17 protein-coding genes are annotated in these 19,579 nt (G+C 66.5%); 5 read left to right on the top strand and 12 right to left on the bottom strand.

Going from position 1 to position 19,579, the window contains the following annotated elements; translation table 11 throughout:
* Nucleotides 1-112: 112 nt before the first annotated feature.
* The 7 genes from FDY95_RS13835 to FDY95_RS13805 all read right to left on the bottom strand — a co-directional run bounded on the left by FDY95_RS13835 (nt 113) and on the right by FDY95_RS13805 (nt 10,161).
* Complete coding sequence (locus FDY95_RS13835; protein ID WP_138078458.1) at nt 113-1,444, bottom strand: bifunctional folylpolyglutamate synthase/dihydrofolate synthase; 1,332 nt, start codon at nt 1,442-1,444, stop codon at nt 113-115.
* A gap of 96 nt (nt 1,445-1,540) precedes the next feature.
* A complete protein-coding gene (locus FDY95_RS13830) occupies nt 1,541-2,455 on the bottom strand; it encodes a hypothetical protein (RefSeq protein ID WP_138078456.1) in 915 nt (304 codons plus the stop codon).
* A 196-nt stretch (nt 2,456-2,651) separates the two neighbouring features.
* A complete protein-coding gene (locus tag FDY95_RS13825) occupies nt 2,652-3,056 on the bottom strand; it encodes an ExbD/TolR family protein (protein ID WP_111476790.1) in 405 nt (134 codons plus the stop codon).
* Nucleotides 3,057-3,160: 104 nt separating this feature from the next.
* Entirely contained in the window at nt 3,161-3,862 is a 702-nt protein-coding gene (locus FDY95_RS13820; RefSeq protein ID WP_138078454.1) for a MotA/TolQ/ExbB proton channel family protein, read from the bottom strand.
* A gap of 2 nt (nt 3,863-3,864) precedes the next feature.
* A complete protein-coding gene (locus tag FDY95_RS13815) occupies nt 3,865-5,022 on the bottom strand; it encodes an HU domain-containing protein (RefSeq protein ID WP_138078452.1) in 1,158 nt (385 codons plus the stop codon).
* Between the two features lie 104 nt (nt 5,023-5,126).
* Nucleotides 5,127-6,842 (bottom strand): TonB-dependent receptor, encoded by a 1,716-nt coding sequence (locus tag FDY95_RS13810; RefSeq protein ID WP_138078450.1) that lies wholly within the window; start codon nt 6,840-6,842, stop codon nt 5,127-5,129.
* Nucleotides 6,843-6,948: 106 nt separating this feature from the next.
* Nucleotides 6,949-10,161: a tetratricopeptide repeat protein gene (locus FDY95_RS13805; protein WP_138078448.1), complete on the bottom strand. Its 3,213-nt coding sequence runs from the start codon at nt 10,159-10,161 to the stop codon at nt 6,949-6,951.
* 319 nt (nt 10,162-10,480) lie between these two features.
* Here FDY95_RS13805 and FDY95_RS13800 point away from each other — a divergent pair, with 319 nt between their 5' ends.
* Nucleotides 10,481-10,984, top strand: a complete 504-nt coding sequence (locus FDY95_RS13800; protein ID WP_138078446.1) for a hypothetical protein — start codon at nt 10,481-10,483, stop codon at nt 10,982-10,984.
* A 96-nt stretch (nt 10,985-11,080) separates the two neighbouring features.
* Here the strand turns inward: FDY95_RS13800 and FDY95_RS13795 are convergent, their stop codons facing one another.
* Nucleotides 11,081-11,608 (bottom strand): hypothetical protein, encoded by a 528-nt coding sequence (locus FDY95_RS13795; RefSeq protein ID WP_138078444.1) that lies wholly within the window; start codon nt 11,606-11,608, stop codon nt 11,081-11,083.
* A gap of 168 nt (nt 11,609-11,776) precedes the next feature.
* On the opposite strand from FDY95_RS13795, the gene FDY95_RS13790 reads away from it, so the two are divergent.
* On the top strand, nt 11,777-12,427 hold the full coding sequence (locus FDY95_RS13790; RefSeq protein ID WP_138078442.1) for a hypothetical protein: 651 nt from the start codon (nt 11,777-11,779) through the stop codon (nt 12,425-12,427).
* A gap of 67 nt (nt 12,428-12,494) precedes the next feature.
* Complete coding sequence (locus FDY95_RS13785) at nt 12,495-12,914, top strand: hypothetical protein (RefSeq protein ID WP_138078440.1); 420 nt, start codon at nt 12,495-12,497, stop codon at nt 12,912-12,914.
* A 131-nt stretch (nt 12,915-13,045) separates the two neighbouring features.
* Here the strand turns inward: FDY95_RS13785 and FDY95_RS13780 are convergent, their stop codons facing one another.
* Entirely contained in the window at nt 13,046-13,513 is a 468-nt protein-coding gene (locus FDY95_RS13780) for an RES family NAD+ phosphorylase (RefSeq protein ID WP_138078438.1), read from the bottom strand.
* Nucleotides 13,514-13,516: 3 nt separating this feature from the next.
* Complete coding sequence (gene parS, locus FDY95_RS13775; protein ID WP_138078436.1) at nt 13,517-13,978, bottom strand: type II RES/Xre toxin-antitoxin system antitoxin; 462 nt, start codon at nt 13,976-13,978, stop codon at nt 13,517-13,519.
* A gap of 181 nt (nt 13,979-14,159) precedes the next feature.
* On the opposite strand from parS, the gene FDY95_RS13770 reads away from it, so the two are divergent.
* Both FDY95_RS13770 and FDY95_RS13765 read left to right on the top strand, forming a co-directional pair.
* Nucleotides 14,160-15,098 carry a DUF4249 domain-containing protein gene (locus FDY95_RS13770; protein ID WP_138078434.1) on the top strand — a complete coding sequence of 313 codons (939 nt, stop codon included), beginning with the start codon at nt 14,160-14,162 and terminating at the stop codon, nt 15,096-15,098.
* Nucleotides 15,099-15,103: 5 nt separating this feature from the next.
* On the top strand, nt 15,104-17,548 hold the full coding sequence (locus tag FDY95_RS13765; RefSeq protein WP_138078432.1) for a TonB-dependent receptor: 2,445 nt from the start codon (nt 15,104-15,106) through the stop codon (nt 17,546-17,548).
* 28 nt (nt 17,549-17,576) lie between these two features.
* Here FDY95_RS13765 and FDY95_RS13760 read toward each other — a convergent pair whose 3' ends face one another.
* Together FDY95_RS13760 and FDY95_RS13755 are read right to left on the bottom strand one after the other, a co-directional pair.
* Nucleotides 17,577-18,326, bottom strand: coding sequence for an ATP-grasp domain-containing protein (locus FDY95_RS13760; RefSeq protein ID WP_138078430.1), 750 nt, complete (start codon nt 18,324-18,326; stop codon nt 17,577-17,579).
* A gap of 54 nt (nt 18,327-18,380) precedes the next feature.
* Nucleotides 18,381-19,295, bottom strand: coding sequence for a helix-turn-helix domain-containing protein (locus FDY95_RS13755; RefSeq protein WP_138078428.1), 915 nt, complete (start codon nt 19,293-19,295; stop codon nt 18,381-18,383).
* Nucleotides 19,296-19,579: the final 284 nt, after the last annotated feature.

Here is a 19,579-nt window from a genome sequence, read left to right as displayed (position 1 = left end):
GTGAGTTTTTTGGGGGGGCGCTTGACCCTGCTTTGCAGCCTTCCCCTGTGACGGACCGGCGCGGCTTGACGGCCGTTGTTGCTGCGGGCCTCGGCCCTACCGCCGCCCACTGCTAGGCCGCGGTTTCGGGCCCGGGTTCTGCTTCGTACAGGTCGGGCACTTCGGCTACCACGAAGGTGCTGCCACCAATGAAGATGACGTCCTGAGGTCCGGCCTGCCGCCGCGCTGCGGCCAGCGCATTCGCCACCGAGCCGCACACCGGGCCGCGCAGGCCCTGGGCCTCCGCCTGGGCCGCCAGCTCAGCCGCCGGCAGCGCCCGCGGAATGTTGGCGGCGCAAAAATAATAGGTGGCCTCGGTGGGCAGCAGGGCCAGCACCTTGCCCAGGTCCTTGTCAGCCACCATGCCGAGCACCACGTGCAGGCGCTGGTAGTGCAACCGGCCGAGCTGCTGCACCACCAGGCGGATGCCGGCTTCGTTGTGGCCCGTGTCGCAGATGGTGAGCGGCTGGCGGCCGATGATCTGCCAGCGGCCCCGCAGCCCGGTCAGCTCGCGCACCTGGCGCAGGCCCTGGCGGATGTGCTCGTCAGTAATCTGGAAACCCTGGCGGCGCAGCTCGTCCACGGTGGCCAGCACGCCGGGCAGGTTCAGCCGCTGGTAGTCGCCCACCAGGGCCAGTTCCACCTCGTCCAGCCACACCTGCTCGTCGCGCCAGAGGCGCAGTTGCTGGCTGGCCGCGGCCGGCTCATCGCGCAGCAGCTCGGCGCGGTAGCGGGTATCGGCGAAGAGCAGCGGGGCGGCGCGCTCGGCGGCGGTTTGCTCGAACACGGCCTGCACCTCGGGCTGCGTCTGGCTGACCACGGCGGGCACGCCGGGCTTGATGATGCCCGCTTTTTCGGCCGCAATCCGCGGCAGCGTGTCGCCCAGGATGGCCTGGTGGTCGTAGCTGATGTTGGTGATGAGCGAGATGAGCGGGGTGATGATGTTGGTGGAATCCAGCCGCCCGCCCAGGCCCACTTCGATGACGGCCACGTCCACCCGCTCGGCGGCGAAGTAGTCGTAGCACAGGGCCACGCACATTTCGAAAAAGGACGGCTGCACCTCCTCAAACAGCCCGCGCCACCGCGCCACCCAGGCCACCAGGTATTCGGGCGTCAGCTCCCGGCCGTTCAGCCGGATGCGTTCGGTGAATTCGCGCAGGTGGGGCGAGGTGTAGAGCCCGGTGCGGTAGCCCGCCGCTTGCAGGATGGCGGCCAGCAGGTGCGAGCTGCTGCCCTTGCCGTTGGTGCCGGCCACGTGCACGCTGCGAAACTTGTGTTCCGGGTGGCCCATGGCTGCCACCAGCTTCTGCACGCCCACCAGTCCGTCCTTGAAGCCGGCGGCGCCCACCCGCTGAAACATCGGCAGCTGGCCGTAGAGAAAGTCGAGCGTTTCCTGGTAAGTCATGGCGGGCGGGGAAATCAGGGTGCAAAAAAACGCCGCCGGCCGGAGAATTCCGACCAGCGGCGTCAGCTTTTGCCAGATAAGCGCGGCGAGGTGCGGCTATTCTACCTTGAAGCGGAAGGTGAAGAAGCCCGTGGCGGGGCCGGCCTCGGCCTTGAGCTTGCGTACTCCAAACCGCTCCTGAATCAGGCTACGGCACACGCGTACCTGCTCGGCCGACATGTTGCCGCCCACCTTCTCCACCGACTCGATTTCGCCGTCGGAGTTGATTTTGATCTTGAAGCGCAGGTAGCCGTTCTGGTTGTCGACGGGCTCGGGCTTGGGCGTCGCGGCGAAGGCCCAGCCGCCGCCCACGAACCCGTCGCCGTCGCCGCCGCCCGAGCCGCCGCCGCTGCCGGGGTCACCGGAGTAGGCTTTGCCAGTGTAGGTGCCGCGCGGGTCGCCTTTGTCGCCCACGGTGCCGGGGTTGTCGCCGTTGTTGTTGCCGGCGGGCGCGTCACTCGTGCCGTTCACGCCGTTGCCGCCGGTGTTGGCCGTGGCGCCGCGCGGGGTGAAGATGGCGCGCTGATTCACCTTGGGCCGCTCGGGTTCGGGTTCCTTCACCGGCTCGCGCACCGGCTCCTCGCGGGGGCGCGGGGTGGGCTTGTCCACCGGTGGAATTTTCACGTCGTTTTCCTCCGCCTCGCTGGTCACCACCTTTTCCTGCACGTCCTCGGCGGGCGTGGGCGGCGTGGGGGTGCTGGCCTGCTGGGGCTCGGGGTCGGGCTGCTGGGCCGGCGGCTTGGAGTCCTCGCGGTTCGGCGACGCGTTGGCCTGGGCCGAGGTCTGCACGTCGCCGTCGCCGACCTGGTCCATGCCGTAGTTCAGCTCCACGCCGCCCCCGTCGCCCATTTCGGCAATGCTGTCGGGCGGGTTTTTGAAGACGATGAAAAGGAACAGCAGCGCCAGCAGCGCGTGAAACGCAATGGTGCCAATCAGGGCTTCGCGGCGGTGCTCGTGACGAAATTCAGCCATGACAGCGGGAGTTTCGGAGGTGATGAGTTAAGGAGTTTGGGAGTCAGCGAGGGAAGGTGGGGTTGACAGCGGCTGCTGGCGGCTCCTTCTTCCCCTACTCGCTCCGACTTAAACAACGCGCCCCGGTGCGGCTGGGGTTCAGCGCACCGGGGCCAGGGTTGGGCAAGGGTCGGGCCAGGTTGCTGCGGCGGCCGGGCTATTTGCCCGATTCGGCCGCGGTGGCCATGACCATTTTGATCTTGAGCCGGTTGCCGATTTCCAGGATGTCGACCAGTTTCTGCACGTTCAGCGACTTGTCGACGCGCAGCACGGCGGTGGGGCTTTCCAGCCCCTGCACGCGGCGCCCTAGGTCGGCTTCCAGCTCGGTGGCCGTTACCGGCTGCCGGTCGATGAAGTACTGCCCGTTGGCGTCCACCGAGATGGTAATGGGCTGCTTCATGGCCTGCTTGCCCGAGCGGGCGTTGGGCAGCATGAGCTTGATGACGTTGGGGTTCACCATGGTCGACACGATCAGGAAGAACAGCATCAAAAAGAACATGATGTCGTTCATCGAGCTGGTCTCGACGTGCGAAGAAAGCTTACGACGGCGGCTGAGGTCCATTTTCTAATGTAGAAAATGTGGGAATGTGCAGAATGTGAGAAATGAACCTGCTTAAATCAGAACAGGCACATTTACCACATTCCGCACATTCAACCACATTAACGCTAATTGTCTTGAAGAATGTCCATGAACTCGATGGCCGAGTTTTCCATGCGGAACACCAGGCGCTCCACCATGATGCTGAGCCAGTGGTAGCCGATGTGGGCAATCATGCCCACGATCAGGCCGGCGGCCGAGGTGACCATCTTCGTGTACAGACCGCCCGAAATCTGGGCGATGCCGAAGTCGCCGGTCGAGGCAATGGCGTAGAAGATGTTGATTACGCCGACGATGGTACCCACGAAACCGAGCATCGGCGCAATGCCGGCGATGATGCCGAGGATGCTGATGTTCTTTTCGAGGCGGGCAATTTCCACTTTGCCCACGTTTTCCACGCTGGTTTCGATGTCCTTGAGCGGCTGGCCGATGCGGCGGATGCCCTTCTCGATCATGCGCGCCAGCGGCGAGGCCGTCTGGGCCGAGAGCATCTTGGCGCCCTGCAGGTCGCCCTTCACCATCAGGTTCCGAATCTGGTTCATGAACCCGTCGGGCAGCGCGGCGGCCTTGCGGATGGTGATGTAGCGCTCAATGATGATGTAGAACGACACCAGCGAGAGGGCGAAAATCGGTAACATGATCCAGCCCCCCTTCAGGATCAGGTCGATGACCGAAATGGAGGAGGGCTGGACGGCGGCCGTGGCAGCGGCGGCGGTGGCGGTAGAGTCGGCGGTGACTACAGCGGTCTGCAGCAGCAGGGTTGCGAGCATGCTTAGTAAGGGTAAACCAGAATTTCGTTGCCGAACTGCTTCTTCAGTGCGGGCAGGCTTTGGGTGGCCGATTTCTTGTCAGCGAAATCAGCAACGGTGACGCGGTACTTCTTGGTATTGACGACGCCGCGGTGGCCCCAGCGCGGCAGCAGGATTTTGGCGGCCACGCCTTTGCCGGCGTAGTTGTGCTGCACCTGCTGGGCCCCGGCCAGGGAGTTGAACGTGGCCTTCACCACGTACCAGCGGTTCGACACGCCCGAGACGGTGTTGCGCCCCGCGGCCACGGCGGCCGGCTTCGCCACCGGCTGGGCCGCCTTGCGGCCTTCTACCGCGGCTTTGGTAGCTGCGGCAACGGACGCCGTCGTGGCGGCCGGGGTTGCAGCGGCTTTCGCTGAGGCGACCTTGGGAGCCGGCGCGGCCACGGCGGGCTTGCTGATTTCCGGCGCATCCTCCGGCGTACCGTCGGGCACGGCGGTTTCCGTCCAGGGCTGGGCGGCCAGGTTGGCCACCTGCGGACGTACCTGCGGGGTGCTGGCCATGCCGGCGGCGCCATTGGGCCACCATTCCTTCGGCCAATAGCCCATCTGCTGGGCAAACTGCAGGTTGGCCGCCAGCACCAGCCCGACGATGCTGGCCCCCAACACTCCGTTGAGCACCCGGCGCAGGGCTTTACGGCGGGCCGGAGCCAGCACGGGCAGCGGAGCCTGGTGTACCCGCTCGCGGGCCAGCAGCGCATCGGTGGCGCGCACGGGGCGCGAGGTCAGCTCGGGCAGGCCGAAGCTGGCGGGCAGCAGGTTCTGGTGCCCGGTGTATTCAAAGTCGAGGCCGCGGCCGGGGGCCTGGCGGAAGATGCCGATGCCGGGCAGCTCGGTGCGCTGCTGCTCGTCCAGCTCCTGCTGCATGCGCTGCACCGCGTCGCGCACCTGCTGGCGGGCCATGCCGGGCGTTAGGCTCAGGCGGCGGCTCACCGTGTCGACCAGCAGGCCGTCGTTGCGGGTCAGGGCCTGGTTGAAGGCCACGCGCTTGGCCGGCGGGGCCAGGGTGTGGCGCACCGGGTGCAGGCGGGCCGGCTCGTAGTCCGCAATCAGGCCGCCGAAGTCCGGAATGATGACGCAGTCATGGTCCCGGAGCAGGTGCTGGATGTGGTCGGTAAGCTGCAAAGCAGTGAGATGGTGAAGTGGTGAAGTGGTGAGTGGCAAGATGGTGAAACAGTGGCTGATGCGTGAACATCAAACTCACCATTTCACCATCTCACCAGTTCACCTTAAAACTGGTAGCCGGCTCCCACGAGTACGTTGACGCCCTTGGACGGGTAGTTCAGAAAACGCTCGTACTTGCGGCCCAGCAGGTTGTTGCCCAAAACAAAGAACGAGAGATTTTCCGAAAAGCGGTAATCAGCCCGCAGGTTCAGGTCGATGACGGCGTCGGTTTTCTGCACGGTTTCGGTGTAGGTAAGCGGCAGCAGGGAGCTGCGGCGCAGCGTCGAGCCGTAGCTCGAATTGAGCACGTACAGCTCGCCGCCGAGCATGAGCTTCTCGTTCATGTTGTACGAACCGAAGAACACGCCCTGGAAGTTGGGCCGGTGAAAGGGCTTGGCCAGGGTCTTCACCTTGTAGCCGTTGTAGTCCACTTTGGTGCCGATACGCAGCTTCTCGGCCGCGTTGTAAATCAGCTCGCCGTGCACGTTCACCAGCTGGGTGCTCCCGTCGCGGTTGTAGACGAGGTCGAAGCGCGAGGAGTCGCGCCGGGAGTTGTTGTAGAAGTACAGGTTGTAGTCGTTGGCCAGGGTCACCTTCACCGAGGCCTGCAGGGCGCGGGCCGGGGCAGCGTTGAAGCCGAAGAACACCGAGGGGCCGCGGCGGGTGTCGGCCACCTGCTGACGCTTGCCCAGCCAGGCGTTTTCCTGGCTCAGGTCGTAGAGCGTGACGCGCTGCAGCCCGCCGCCGAGGCCGCCGAAGAGCACGAACTTGTCCTGCACCACGGCGTAGCCCACCCGGATGGCCGGAAACACCGTGACCTGCTTGGCGTCGTTGATGGTGTCGCCGGTGTAGCCCAGGGTGGCGCCGATGCCCACGTCGAGCCGGTCGCCGATGCGCTGCTCGTACTGGGCCGTGGCCTGCACGAAGGGGCGGCTCACCGAGAAGGCCGAGTCTTTCTGCGAAATGAACGACAGGTCCCCGTCGAGGCGCACGCGGCCTTTTTCGGTCACGTAGTAGGCCGTGCGCAGCTGGGCGTACAGGTCCGATTCCTTGGCTTCGAACCGGTCTTTCCAGTAGCGGTAGCCGCCGGCCAGGTCGTACTGAAACTTGGCGTCCCGGTCGCGGTTGCGTACGAACACCTGCGCGTCGGTGCGGAAAAAGGTCTGCTTGATGGAGTCCGGCGAGGGTTTGGGCTCAGTCGTGGGGTTGTAGCCGTAGAAGTTGGCCCGGTCGCGGCCCAGCTTCACGTTGGCGCCCAGCGTCACGGCGCCGCGGTACAGCTCCCCGTTCAGCCCCAGCCGGCTCTGGCTCACGGCGGAGTTCTTGCCGTCGACGGGCCCGCGGGCCGAGGACAGGTGGCGCAGATCCAGGCCCAGGGCGTGGTCCTCGTTGCGGGTGGTGTGGGCATGGGCTTCGCCGAAGAGCGAGGCGTAGTTGCCCACGCCGAGGCGGGCGTAGTTGCCCTGCAGCGGGGCCAGCTCCTCCTGCTTGATGGTGAGCACCCGCACCGTGGGGTTGAGGTTCTGGCTGGGCAGGCGGAAGTCGGGGAAGGTGTATTTCACCACCCGGTCGGCCTTGGTCGGGGCGGGCAGCTCCACCTTGTCGTAGTTGCGGGCGGCTTCGGGCAGCTGGTTTTCCCGCTCCTTCACCACTTCGATTTCGGCGTCCTCGATGGTGCCTCGGGTGCGGGGCTTGGTGGGCTGCCCCTGGGCCAATGTGGCGCCGGCGGCGGTGGCCAGCAGGGCGGTCAGGGCAAGGCGTTGGGAAGGGCTAACGCTCATGTACGGGGGTATGATGGATGCGCTACGGCCTTCGGGCGTTGCTGGAGCCCCGGGGCCGCAGCGCATTCTTTTTCAGTTGACTATAAATTCCAAAAGCACCTCACTCCTATTCCTCATCGGCCGGCGCTGGCGCGGCCGTATCGGTGTTGGTGGTGTCGGCGGGCGGCACCAGCGACTGGCGGGCGCCGGTCTTGCCGGCCGGCGTTTTCACCGGGGCTTTGGTGGTGCCGGGCTTGGTCGGGGTGCTGGTGGTTTTGCCCTTGCCGGTGGCCGGGGTCGTCGGGGCCGGGGTGGCGGCGTCGAGGGCGGCGAGCTTACGCTTGGCTTCCTCGATGATTTCGGGCACCGGGAATTTGTTGTCGATGATGGAGTTCAGCGTGGCCTTGGCCTGGAAGGCTTCGCCCTGGTCGCGGTAGATGTCGGCGATGAGCAGGAAGGCGCGGCCCAGCCAGAGGTCAAACTGGTTGAAGTCGGAGTTGAGCTTGAAGGCCGCGTCGAGGGCGGGCTCGTACTTTTTCTGCTGGTAGAGCACGTCGGCCAGCAGGTACTGGGCCTCGGCCCCGTTCACGTCCACCGTGCGGGCCGATTCGGTCAGGCCGGCCACGGCCGCGTCGAGGTTGCCGGCTTTGTAGTCGGCCTTGCCCACGTAGAGCTTGGCGGCGCTGATGATGGTGGGCGCGGCGCTGCCCTCGGTCACGATTTCCGCGGCCACGCGCTTGGCTTCCGGGTAGTTGGCGGCTTCGTAGTAGCTGCGCACCAAGCCCAGGCCGGCCGTGGCCCGCTCGCGGGCCACGCGGGTGCTCTGGCGCAGCCGGTCGTAGTACTTGGCGGCCTCGGCGTAGTTCTTGTTTTCGAACTCCAGGTCGGCCACGCGGGCCACGGCCCGGTTCACGTACTCGCTCTTGTTTTCGTCGACCACGGCGCGCAGGCGGGGCAGCGCGTCCTGCTTGCGGCCGGTTTTCAGGTAGGAGTCGGCCAGGAAGAAGCGGGCGTCGGCCGCGAGCGTGCTGCTGGTGTACTGCTTCAGGTAGGCCTCCAGGCGGGGCACGGCCTGGGCGTACTTCTCAGCCGTGTACAGCGACTTGGCCGCCTCAAACTCCACGCTTTCCACCGACTTGTCGTCGGGGTTGGTGGCTTTGTACTGGGCCAGGTACTGGTCGAATTCCTCGGCCTTGCCGCCCGAGGAGAGGCTTTCCTGCAGGCCGGCAATGGCGTTGGCCGCGGCCTTGGTGCGCGGAAACTGCTGGAGCACCTGCTTGAAGTCGGCGGCGGCTTTGTCGTACTGCTGCAGGTTCTGGTACGAGGTGCCGCGCTTCACCAGCGCCGAGGGAATCAGCGTGGAGTTGGGCCGGTTGTCGATGAGCTTCGAGAAGCCTTCGACGGCCGGCTGGAAGTTGCCGCTTTCGTAGTCCAGGTTGGCCTGCTGGTATACCGCGTCCTCGGCGTAGCGCGAGTTGGGCGACACGCGCAGCAGCGTCTGCAGGGTCTGGGCGGCCTCGTCGCGGCGGCCCATGAGGCTTAGCGTGAGGCTTTTCTGGTAGTAGGCAAAGTCCTTGTCGGCCGCGTTGGCCTGAATGACCTTGTTGTAGAGCTCCAGCGCCTGCGCGTAGTTTTTGCTGATGTAGTAGGTGTCCGCGAGGCGCAGGGTCACGTCGTAGTAGTTCGGGTCGCTGGCGGGCTTGGCCACCGGGTCGCCGAGGTACTGCTGGAAGTAGGGCCGGGCCTGGTCGTACTTTTTGGTGTTGTAGTAGGCGTAGCCGAGGCCGTAGCGGGCCTTCTGGTCGTAGTCGGTGTCGGCGGCGGCCCCGTCGCGGGCGGTGCGCAGGGCGGCGGTGTAGCTGCTGATGGCCTTGGGAAACTCCTGCCCGATGCTGTACACGTCGCCGCGCAGCACCTCGGCCCCGGCCCGAATGGCGTCGTCCTGGGAGTACTTCAGGCTTTTCTCCAGCACCGGCAGAGCCTGCTGGTACTGCCCGTTGTTGTAGAGCGTGGCAGCCTGGTAGTAGGCAATGCGCTGGTAGGAGGCGTTGAGCTTGCTGGTGCGCTCATCCACGTTGTCCAGGTAGGCCAGGGCGCGGGCGTAGTCGGTCGTGGTCAGGTAGGCGTCGGCCAGCAGCTCGTTGGCGGTTGCGCGGTTTTTGGAGCGCGGGTACTTCTTGCCGAACTCCTCCAGGGCCGTAATGGCGTCGGGGGTGTTGCCCAGCTCGTAGCTGACCTGCGCGTACTTCAGGGCCGCGTTTTCGGCCACCTGCTTGTCGAAGGTGGCCTTGCGGGCCGCATCGAACGAGTTCAGCGCGAGCTGCTTGGAGCCCGTCTGCAGGTAGCTCAGACCGAGGTGGTAGGCCGCGTTCTGGCCCAGGGAGTCGCGCCCGGCGGCAATGCCCTTCAGGGCCGCCGCGGCGCCCTTGAAGTCGCCCTGCTTGAAGTTGGCGTAGCCGATTTTGTACTGCACCATCGGCTCGATTTTCTTGCGGCCGGCGGCGTATTTGTCGAAGTACTCGGCGGCTTTGGCCCAGTCCTGCTTCTGGTAAAAGGCGTCGCCCACCAGCAGCTGAATCTCGTCGGCCGACTGCGGCGGCGGGGTCTGGGCCAGGGCCTTGGTGCCGTAGCTGATCAGCCCGTCGTAGTTGCCCTCCTTGTAGTAGATCTGGCTCATGATGGCCGGCACCACGGGGCGGTAGGCGTCGTTCTGCTCGGCGGTGGCCAGGTCGGTGCGGGCGGCCTTGAAGTCGCCGGCGCGGTAGGCCAGGTAGCCCGCGTAGTAGCTGCTGGCGTAGCGAAATTCGTGGTTGCCCTGCTTGTTGCGGTCGAAGAGCAGGCGGGCCTTGTCGTATTCCTTGAGCTGGAAGTGCGCGTAGCCCTGCTTGAACTCGGCCTCGGCGCGCTGCTCGGCCGTGAGATTATCCGGGGCCACCTTGCTCAGGTAGCTCACCGCCGCCTTGTAGTCCTTCTTGTCGAAGTAAAACTTGCCCAGCTCGAAGTAGGCCGCGGCGGCTTTGGGGTGGGCCGGGTTGTTTTCGGCGAAGGCCAGGATGCGCCCTTCCGCGTCGGGGTGAAACAGGTAGAGGCCGCTGACGGCCACGTAGTATTCCGCGTCGGCGGTTCGGTCGCGCAGCTCGCCGGTGCGGCGGATGGTCGCCTCGAGGTACTGCTGGAAGGACTGCTGGGCGGCGCCGTACTGGCCGCGGTCGAACAGGTCGAGGCCTTCGAAGTAGTAGCGTTCCTCGTTGGTGAATTTCTGGGTGTGCTGGGCTTGCAGGGCCAGGGGCGTCGCGGCGCTGAGCGAGGCCGCCAGCGCCAGGCGGGGCAGTAACTTCATTGGCGGTGCGTTGCGGGGGAAGCCGCGCCCAGGCGGGAGCGGGTCTGGTCAAAAGTAGGGAAAAATGCCCGCGGGTTGCGGCCGGCAGGCTGCTTTCAACGCGGAATGGGGGAAATGGGGTATAGAAGCCGTTTGTAAATTGCAAGGTTCGTCTACCCTTGCTGCCTCCTGCATGACCCCGTATTCTTATTTCGACACAGCTCGTCTTATTGCACAACCTATCGAAGCGGTTGCTCAAGTAACATCTATCCCAGGTTTTTCTGACCTCACAAAAAGGGACTTAGCAAGAATCCCGCATGCGGATTGGATTCCAGCAGTCATGTTGGACTATGGGCGGCGCTGCAATGGTTTTAACCTAACGTGGCAAACGAATGGACAGCCGTCGTACAACGGCGCCATCAACCTGCTGCCGCTGACCAAAATCTACGGCGGTGACTGGGCAGGAACGGTCTACCACGGCACGCCTGACGAAGACCCGCGCCGGCGCTGCTTCAAGCCCGTGGATTTGTTTGCCCCCGACACCTGCGTGGGCCTCTACCACGACGAGCGCGCCGACCCGCAGCTCTACTACTACGAGTTCGGGGAAGAGCCCTACCCGCTGGGCCTGGACGTGCAGGGCTACTACCAGCTGCTGCCCTACTCGCTGGGCTTCTTCCACTGGCAGCACGTGCTGCTCGAACTGGCTGCGCTGGCCCCGGAGGCCCCCTACACGCCCTACGACGGCACGGCCCGCCGCTTTGCACAGGCCATGCCCACGCTGCTGCCGGACTTCGACCTAGCGGCAATGGTGGCCGCGTATCAGCGGGTACGGCTGCCCCGATAGGCGCCGTAACACCCGCCCCGCAGCCGCCCCCGCCCCGCAGCCGCCCCCGTCACGCGGGGCGGCGGGGGGCTTTCGGCCCTTGGTCAACCAGCATCTTTAGTGGACAGTGGTCCGGTAGCTCAACCGATGAAACCCAGGCATTTTCCCGTCTGCTTGCCGCTGCTTTAGTTTATAGTACTGGGCCCGGTACCGTATTACCATCCGCTCTTTACCATCCTTCTGGTAGTACCGCGCTGCGACAAGGTGTTCTTTGCCGACCTCACTGATAGGCCGAAGCTGCTCATCCAAGAAGTTGCGGCGGTAGCGGTACACTCGCCTTTTGGTCTTATCCTGACGGTAGCGCACCTGCCGGGTGACGCGGCCGAAAAACCAGGAGGCCCGGTCTTTCTCGTCCAGGTACCAGGTGCCGTTGTCCGCGACGGCGTAGCGGCGCTCCGTGTAGCGCAGCAGCCAGCAGCGGCGCGTCACCCGTTGCCGGTTCGCGGAGTCGTAGCGGTGCTGGGTGCGGGGCAGCAGGTAGAACCGCGTCGGTAGCTCGTGGACCTGGGCCTGCGCCAAGTGGCCGGACAACAGCCCGGCTGCCAGGAGCAGCAGTAAGCGAAGGGTGTAGCGGCGCGGGGGCATAGCGGGCAAGATGCGCAGCGGTTTCGCTGGCCCCGCTGCGGCGGGTGGTGCCCGCTGACTGGCGCCCTACGATGTTATACTATTTTAGATTTTCTGAAATAGTATAACATGCTTGCTGGCCGTGGATGTTATACTATTTTAGATTTTCCGAAATAGTATAACATCCCGATGCCGCGTCGCATTGCCCCGAACTCTTCGTTGCTGGGTCGGGTCCGGGCCTGGTTTGGCCTGGCCCAGCCCGATTTGGCCCTCTACTTGGGCGTCAGCCAACCCTTGCTGCACACCACCGAAACCGGGCAGCGGGGCCTCAGCCACCCCGTCAGCGTAGCGCTGGGGCCGCTGCTGCACCAGCTGCCCCCGCCCGAAGTGGTGGCCGCCGCGCCCGACCCCGAGGCCCCGCTGCCGCCCGCTACGCCCGCGCCCGATGCGGCCGACCTGGACTTCCGGCGGCGCGCGTGCCTGCACCGCGCCGCCCGGCTGCTGCGCGAGGCCGAAGGGCTGGCCAGCCGCGCCCGCGTGGCCGCCCGCTGGGCTGAGGCCTTGCCCGCCCTGCTCCCGCCCGAGCCCGGCGCCGCCCTGCCCGATACCCCGGCCGGGCAGGCGCTGGCCGCCGCCCTGGCCCAGGCCGCCGACCCCGACGACCCCACCCGCGCCCAGGACCACGCCCGCTGGCTGCGGGGCTGGCTGCGGCACCGCGCCCGGCCCTTGTCCGTCGAAGAAGTCACGCGCTACCACCGGCTGCGCGCCCAGGCCGCCGGGCTGCAGGCCGAGGCGGCGGCGCTGGCCGTAGCCTTGCCGCCAACGGGCTTGGAAATGTGAAAGCGGCTTTTTTATATTCGACGCAGTAGTGTGCTGTTCTTTTTCACCTTTATTTCTCTTCTCTACCATGACTCCCGATTACGCTTTGCTTACCACCTGGGCCGACTGCGACGCCGCCCTGAAAGACGTGAACTACGAGCTGAAAACCTTCAGCTACCGCGACAACGGCCTGGATCTGGCCGATGACCGGGCCACCCGCAGCCAGGAAGCCGGCGCGGCGGCCCTGGCCCGCAAAGACGCCGAAATTCTCCGGGCACAGGGCGAGGCGGGCCTAGCCGGCCTCAGCGCCCAGGAGCAGCTGGACGCCGACGACAAGGTGGAGCTGCTGCAGGCCCAGCGCAAGAAAATCGTGCGCGACAACCGCGCCAGCACCGGCAACGCCCGGTTTCAAGCCAGCCTCGACGCGGTACAGGTGCAGGGCCAGGTGGATATCCTGACGGCCGCGCGCGACGGTATCATCGCCCACCGCGCCACGCTCACCGCGTAGGGCACCCCGCCCCCGCTATTCCAGCCGCTACTCAAAACGCCCTTCCGGCCGCGCGGCCGGAAGGGCGTTTTCGTGCTTGCCGGGGCCCTGGCGCGCCATCCATGCCAGGGCGCGGACGACGTGGCCGGCCATTACGCCGCCCCCGCGTCGGAGGCCTTTATGCGGGCATCGAAGCTAAACGGCTCCCGCGCCACGATGCGGATGCGCGGGAAATCGGGGTGGCGGCTGTGGAGCAGATAGTTGCTTTCCTGGGGCACGATGGACGAGGGCACGCGCAGCACGGCCGACTGGCGGGCTTCGTACCACTGGCTGCCCCGGGGCTGGCACAGGGCGTAGCGGCTGGCCTTGGCCCAGTCGGGCGGCAGCTCGGTCAGCAGCACCTCTTCCACCAGCAGGTCGTCGGGCACTTCGATGACGAGCACGCGGAACTGCTCGTTGAGGCCCTCCCCGCTGCGGTGGACCACGTTTTCGAGGCAGGCCAGGGCGCGGCTACTGGCGCAGTAGATGACGAACTGGTCCTTGTAGTTCCAGCGCGCCCGGTAGCCCGAGGCGAAGAGGCCATCGGCGTACTTGGCCAGGCAGATGCGGTAGAGCAGCACGGGCTAGGACAGGTCGCCGTGGGCAATGCGCTGCAGCTCCTCGGCCACCAGGTCGATGCCGCCGGAGGTTTCGAGCAGGCGCAGGGGCACCTCCTGGTCGAGGCCGTGGGCGGGCTTGTCGAGCCAGCGCAGAAAGGCCGCCGCTTCGCCAAAAACTTCCACGCCGAGGTTGTAGAGGGCAATAATCTTGAGCGTCTTCTCGCTGCTGGCGGCGCTCAGGGGGCGGTTTTCCTGGGAGTAGCTGCGCAGCGTCTTGGTCGACAGCTCGTAGATGGCCTCCAGCTCGTTGGGCTGCAGCTGGTAGGCCTGGGCCACCTCGAAGGCCGTGGCCGCGGGCACGCCCTTGCGGGCTTCCAGCACCAGGGCGAAGGAGTCCTTGCCGGTGCGGCCCCAGGCCGCCCATTTCTTGCGCAGGGCCACGGGCAGGGCCGTCGGGTCTTTGGGTTTGAGGCTGGCAGTGGCCATAGCGGGCGGTTGAATTGGCGGTCGAAACTTAGGGAAATTTTTCCTTATAACGCGGAAATTTTTCTTTTGGGTTCCGTGGCAGATTATAAACAAGTGTAGAGCCGGGCCCCTCGCCCGTACTTTTTGCCGCCCGGCAGCGTTTAGGCGGCCATTAGCGTGTCAACTCCTAATTAACCGCTTGATGCTACCGAAACGATACCTGCTGCTGGGCTTCGGCCTGAGCGGCTGCGTCGATCAGATCAGCGCCGATCTGCCGGCCCCGCCCAAAGTACTGGTGGTAAACAGCATCCTGACGCCCGACAGCGTGGTGCGGGTGCAGGTCAGCCGGGTGGCCAGCGCCGTGGATACGTCCGCGCGCGCGTTGGCCGCTGCCGAGGTCCGGCTGCTCGCGCCGGGCCAGCCGGCCGAGGTGCTGCGCAACCAGGGCCGGGGCCTGTACGCGTCGGTCCGCCGGCCGGCCGACGGCGGCGTCTACACGGTGCGGGTGCAGGCGCCGGGCTACCCCACTGCCCAGGCCACCGACACGCTGCCGGTGCGGGTGCCCATCCGGGAGGCGTGGTACTCGTTCCCGACCGGCACCGACCGCAACAACGAGCCGCTGGGCACCCTCGTGGTGCGCTTCGACGACCCGGCCGCCACCCGCAACTACTACGAGCTAGTGGCCTACCAGGAGCAAGCAACGCCCTCGCGCGTTATCCGCAGCCAGGACTACGAACTGGACGTGCGCGGCAACGCGGCGCTGGCGGCGGAAGGCGACGCGGAATTCATGCCGGCCACGCTGGTTTTCTCCGACCAGCTTTTCAACGGGCAAGCCTTCGAGTTACGTGCGACCTTCAAGGCCCAGGGTTACGGCAGCGGCGGCACCGTTAACGGCCAGCCCGTGCCGCCCCGCGTCCTGGGCAGCGTCCGCGTGGTGCTGCGCACGGTGAGCCGGGCCTATTACCAGTACCGCAAAAGCTGGACGCGGCACCTCTACAACCAGGGCACGCACGGCCCCAACGGCAACCTGGCGCAGCTCCTGTTCCTGGGCGACCCGACCCGCATGTACTCCAACGTGGAGCCGGGCTACGGCGTGGTGGTGGGCCACGCCCAGGAAGACCGCGTGGTACCGTTGCGTTAGGGTTTATGTCGTACGCCTCCTTTCGCGGGCCGCTGGCGCCTGCCCTGGCCGCCGGACTATTGCTGCTGAGTACGCCCCTGGCCCGCGGCCAGAGCCCCGCCCGCGTCACCTTCACCGGCACGGTGCAGGATGCCCGCACGGGCGAAAAGCTGCTGGGCGCGGCCGTGTACGTGGTGGGCGGGACGGCGGGCACGACCACCAACGCAGCGGGCTTCTACTCGCTCACGCTCCCGGCGCAGGACACCATTCGCCTAGCGGCCAGCTACCTGGGCTATGCGCGGCGGGTGGCCGTGCTGCCCGCCCGCCAATCTGCCGCGTATTCCTTTGCCCTGGCGCCGAACACGGAGCTGGCCGAGGTGCGCATCCGCGGGGCCGCCGATGCCCCGCTGGAGCGGCGGGTGGAGATGAGCACGCTGCAGATTCCGGTGGCGCAGCTCAAGCAGCTGCCGGCCCTGCTGGGCGAGGCCGACGTGCTGCGGGCCTTCCAGCTCATGCCCGGCGTGCAGGCCGGCCGCGAGGGCAGCGGGGCCCTGTACGTGCGCGGCGGCTCCCCCGATCAGAACCTGACCCTGCTCGACGACGTGCCCCTCTACTACGTCAGTCACGTCGGCGGCTTTTTGTCGGTCTTCGATGCCAACGCCGTCAGCGACGTGCGCCTGATCAAGGGCGGCTTCCCGGCCCGCTACGGGGGGCGCCTGTCCTCGGTGCTCGACGTGCGCCTGAAGGAAGGCAACCGGCAAAAGCTCAGCGGCAACGCCGGGCTGGGGGTGCTGGCGACGCACTTCTCCCTGGAAGGCCCGCTGAAAAACGGGAAGACCACCTTCCTCGTCTCGGGCCGCCGCGGCAACCTCGACCTGTTCTCGCGCCTGGCCAGCAAGCGCTCCTCCGAGGGCAACAGCGTGGTGGGCTACTCTTTCTACGACGCCAGCGCGAAGGTGAGTCATCAGCTCACACCGAAAGACCAGCTGCTGGTGGCGCTGTACCTGGGCGGCGACCGGCTGTTCGTGCGCCAGAAGCCGCAGACGATTCAGGGGCCGCAGGGCGAGCTGCGCTACCAGAACGCCAGCAACCTGCGCTACGGCAACGCGCTGGGGTCGCTGCGCTGGAACCGGCAGCTGGCCCGTCAGCTGTTCGGCACCACCACCGTGGCGGCCACGCGCTTTAACTACAACAACGGGCAGACCTTCCGCCTGGAGGACCGCTCGGCGGCGGGCGGGCAGGCCGAGGACAGCCGCGCCAGCTTCACTTCCGGCGTGCGCGACCTACTGGCCAAGGCCGACTTCGAGTACTACCCGCGCCCGGCGCACCAGATTCGCTTTGGCGTCACCGGTATCCGCCACTCGTTTATGCCCGGCAGCAACTACTTCACCAGCCGCACCCCAACCCAGGCGCAGGACACCACCTTCGGCTCGCGGCGAATCGGGGCGTGGGAAACGGCCGTGTACGCCGAAGACGAGATGCGCCTCACGCCGCGCCTCTCGGCCAACGCCGGCCTGCGCGCCGTGCGCTATTGGGTGGACGGCCGCGCCCACGGGGGCCTGGAGCCGCGCCTGCTGACGACTTACTTGGTGGGCGAGCGAACGGCCCTCAAGGCCTCGTACGCGAGCATGCGGCAGTACCTGCACCTGCTCTCCAACAACGGCGCGGGCCTGCCGACCGACCTGTGGGTGCCGGCCACGGCCCGGATAGCGCCGCAGCGGGCCCGGCAAGTGGCCGTGGGGCTGGCCCACACGCTGCCGGGCGGGGCGTGGGAACTCAGCCTGGAAGCCTTCCACAAGACCCTGCGCAACCTGATCGAGTTTCGGGAGGGCGCCACGTTCTACAACAGCTCGCAGGATTGGCAGGACAAAGTGGTAACCGGGGGCCGGGGCCGCGTGCAGGGCGTGGAGGCCCTAGTGCAGCGCAAGACCGGGCGTCTCACGGGTTGGGTCGGGTATACGCTCAGCCGCAACGAGCGGCAGTTTGCCCAACTCAACGCCGGCAACTGGTACCCCTACAAGTACGACCGGCGGCACGACGCTTCGGTGGTCCTGCTCTACGCGCTGCGCCCCGGCGTCTCTCTCTCGGCCACCTGGGTGTACGGCACGGGCAACGCGCTGACCCTGGCCCAGGCCCACTACAACGTCATCGACCAGAGCTACGGGCGCCTGGCCGGCCGGGCGGCGGACCGTTACCTCTTTCCCTCGGCCGAGCTGTACGGCAGCAAGAACAGCTTCCGGATGCGGGCCTACCACCGGCTGGACCTGGGCGCTACGTTTACCAAGTTCGTGAAGCACGGGGAGCGTATCTGGCGGGTGGGCGCCTACAACGCCTACAGCCGCCACAACCCCTACTACATCTATTACAGCGGGGGCTCCGAGGACAGCTATTTTACGCCCGGGCAGAAAAAGCTCTACCAGCTCAGCCTGTTTCCCATTCTGCCGGCCATCAGCTACGAACGCAGCTTTTGAGGGCGCGGCGCGGGGCGGCTGGCCCCGGTCAAAAGGCGCAATAGTCCTTGGTGCCGGTGAGCTGGGCCCAGCGGGCGGCGAGCAGCTTGGCGTAGGGCACCGGGGCCAGGCCGTAGGCGCCGATGGCGTAGCCCTCGTTGGCCTCCACGATGAGCGTGGCGCCGCTGTCGGTCAGGCCGAAGTCCAGGGCGTAGCCGTGGGGCGCGGCGGCGTAGGCGGCCACGGCCAGCTCCACCACTTGCCGGCTGGGGGCGGCGGCCCAGTCGCCGCGGTAGAGGCGCAGGTCGAGGATGCGGCCGTAGCGCACGAAGCAGCGCCACTCGGCCACGAAGCGCACCGGCTCGGCGCACCACACGGCGGTGTCCTGGCCCTGGGTGCCGCAGCCCACCAGGTCGCGGGGGCTGCGCACCAGCACGCCGGTAAACTGCTTGAGCGCGTGCACGGGCTTGACGAACACCGGCCACAGGTCGGGCGAAGCGGCCACGGTATCGAGGGTGGACTGCCAGAGGCGGCGGCCCAGAAACGGCCGCAGGGCCTCGGGGTAGCTGGCCTCGGCCGGCACCGCCACGCCCAGCTGCCGCAGCGCCGCCTGCACCGCGCCGATGGGGCCCACCACCACGTCGGCGGGCTCCCGGTCGGGCAGGGTTACGGCTTCCAGCTCGGCGGTTTGGCGGAAGGGCACGATTTCCCAGCCCATGTGGCGGAAGCCGTCGAGGGCCACGAAGCTGTTGGGGTTCGACCAGTGGCCGTCGGCGTCCTGATGAATAAAAACGCGCATAAGGCGGGGGGACAGAGGCGCCAAAATGCGGATAAAACCGCACTTGCCGACGGGCTACTGGGCCGAAAACCGAAACGCGGCCGGCGTCAGCCCGGTTTTGCTCTTGAACAGCCGGCTGAAGTACTGCGGGTACTCGAAGCCGAGCTGAAAGGCAGTTTCGTTGACCGACAGCGAGGTGCTCAGCAGCAGGCGCTTGGCTTTATCGATGAGGGCGTGGTGCAGGTGCTGCTGGGTGGTCTGGCCGGTGAGGCTGCGCAGCAGGTCGCTCAGGTAGGCCGGCGACAGGTGCAGCGCGTCGGCGAAGTGCTGCACGGTGGGCAGCGGCTGCGGCCCCTCTTGGGCGAAATAGTCGGTGAGCAGCTGCTCGAAGCGGCTGAGCACATCGTGCTGGGCGGCCCCGCGGGTGAGAAACTGCCGGTGGTAGAAGCGGTTGGCGTAGCTGAGCAGCACTTCCAGCTGGGCCACCAGCACGTCCTGGCTGAAGCCGTCGATGGGCAGCTCGTACTCGCGCCGGATGCCCAGCAGCAGGCCGTTGAGCAGCTCCTCTTCCCGGGCCGAGAGGTGCAGCGCCTCGTTGGTCTGGTAGGAAAAGTACCCGTAGCCGGCCAGCTTGCGGCCCAGCGGGTACTTCAGCAGCAGGTCGGGGTGAAACACCAGCATCCAGCCCTCCAGCTCGGAAACGTCCAGGTCGGGGTCGGCGGCGAAAACCTGGCCCGGCCCCACGAAGAACAGCACCCCCTCGCGGAAGTCGTAGGACTGCCGGCCGTAGATGATGGTGCCCTTCAGCCCGCGCTTCAGGGCCACGGTGTAGAGCTGCTGCACCACCGGCGTGGTCACCGCCGGCAGGCAGCGGGCCTGCGCCAGGTCGATGACGGTGAGCAAGGGGTGCGCCGGCGCGGGCAGCCCGTAGAAGCGGGTGTAGTCCGTCACGGTGTTGAGCACGCGAAATTCCTTGGCGGCGGGTTTCATGGGCGGTTATTCGGGCGGCTAGGTGGGGTAATAAGAACGTCATGTCGAGCGAAGTCGAGACATCTCGCGTGCTGACGTTGGCTGGGAGTGTGAACAGTGGATAAAAGAACGTCATGCTGAGCCCCGCGAAGCATCTCTACCGCTTCGTCGGATACCATTCAACGAAGCGGTAGAGATGCTTCGCGGGGCTCAGCATGACGTGCTAGGTGTATAGTCCCAGCGTGAGGTGGTTCGGGTCGCGAGTGAAGATAGCCGGGTTTTTCTGGTGTTGGGCGCAGATGAAC

Origin of the sequence: Hymenobacter jeollabukensis, from assembly GCF_005771675.1 — a bacterium.
GTDB lineage: Bacteria > Bacteroidota > Bacteroidia > Cytophagales > Hymenobacteraceae > Solirubrum > Solirubrum jeollabukense.
Note: the sequence above shows the minus strand (reverse complement) of the source record. Positions and strands in the feature narration are given on the sequence as shown.

Bases quoted from the DNA above. Each gene is read 5' to 3' on its own strand.
- FDY95_RS13805 (WP_138078448.1), bottom strand. From the start codon at position 10,161: ATGAAGTTACTGCCCCGCCTGGCGCTGGCGGCCTCGCTCAGCGCCGCG.
- FDY95_RS13830 (WP_138078456.1), bottom strand. From the start codon at position 2,455: ATGGCTGAATTTCGTCACGAGCACCGCCGCGAAGCCCTGATTGGCACC.
- parS (WP_138078436.1), bottom strand. From the start codon at position 13,978: ATGGCCACTGCCAGCCTCAAACCCAAAGACCCGACGGCCCTGCCCGTG.
- FDY95_RS13755 (WP_138078428.1), bottom strand. From the start codon at position 19,295: ATGAAACCCGCCGCCAAGGAATTTCGCGTGCTCAACACCGTGACGGAC.
- FDY95_RS13825 (WP_111476790.1), bottom strand. From the start codon at position 3,056: ATGGACCTCAGCCGCCGTCGTAAGCTTTCTTCGCACGTCGAGACCAGC.
- FDY95_RS13770 (WP_138078434.1), top strand. From the start codon at position 14,160: ATGCTACCGAAACGATACCTGCTGCTGGGCTTCGGCCTGAGCGGCTGC.
- FDY95_RS13810 (WP_138078450.1), bottom strand. From the start codon at position 6,842: ATGAGCGTTAGCCCTTCCCAACGCCTTGCCCTGACCGCCCTGCTGGCC.
- FDY95_RS13790 (WP_138078442.1), top strand. From the start codon at position 11,777: ATGCCGCGTCGCATTGCCCCGAACTCTTCGTTGCTGGGTCGGGTCCGG.
- FDY95_RS13800 (WP_138078446.1), top strand. From the start codon at position 10,481: ATGTTGGACTATGGGCGGCGCTGCAATGGTTTTAACCTAACGTGGCAA.
- FDY95_RS13765 (WP_138078432.1), top strand. From the start codon at position 15,104: ATGTCGTACGCCTCCTTTCGCGGGCCGCTGGCGCCTGCCCTGGCCGCC.
- FDY95_RS13820 (WP_138078454.1), bottom strand. From the start codon at position 3,862: ATGCTCGCAACCCTGCTGCTGCAGACCGCTGTAGTCACCGCCGACTCT.
- FDY95_RS13795 (WP_138078444.1), bottom strand. From the start codon at position 11,608: ATGCCCCCGCGCCGCTACACCCTTCGCTTACTGCTGCTCCTGGCAGCC.
- FDY95_RS13760 (WP_138078430.1), bottom strand. From the start codon at position 18,326: ATGCGCGTTTTTATTCATCAGGACGCCGACGGCCACTGGTCGAACCCC.
- FDY95_RS13835 (WP_138078458.1), bottom strand. From the start codon at position 1,444: ATGACTTACCAGGAAACGCTCGACTTTCTCTACGGCCAGCTGCCGATG.
- FDY95_RS13785 (WP_138078440.1), top strand. From the start codon at position 12,495: ATGACTCCCGATTACGCTTTGCTTACCACCTGGGCCGACTGCGACGCC.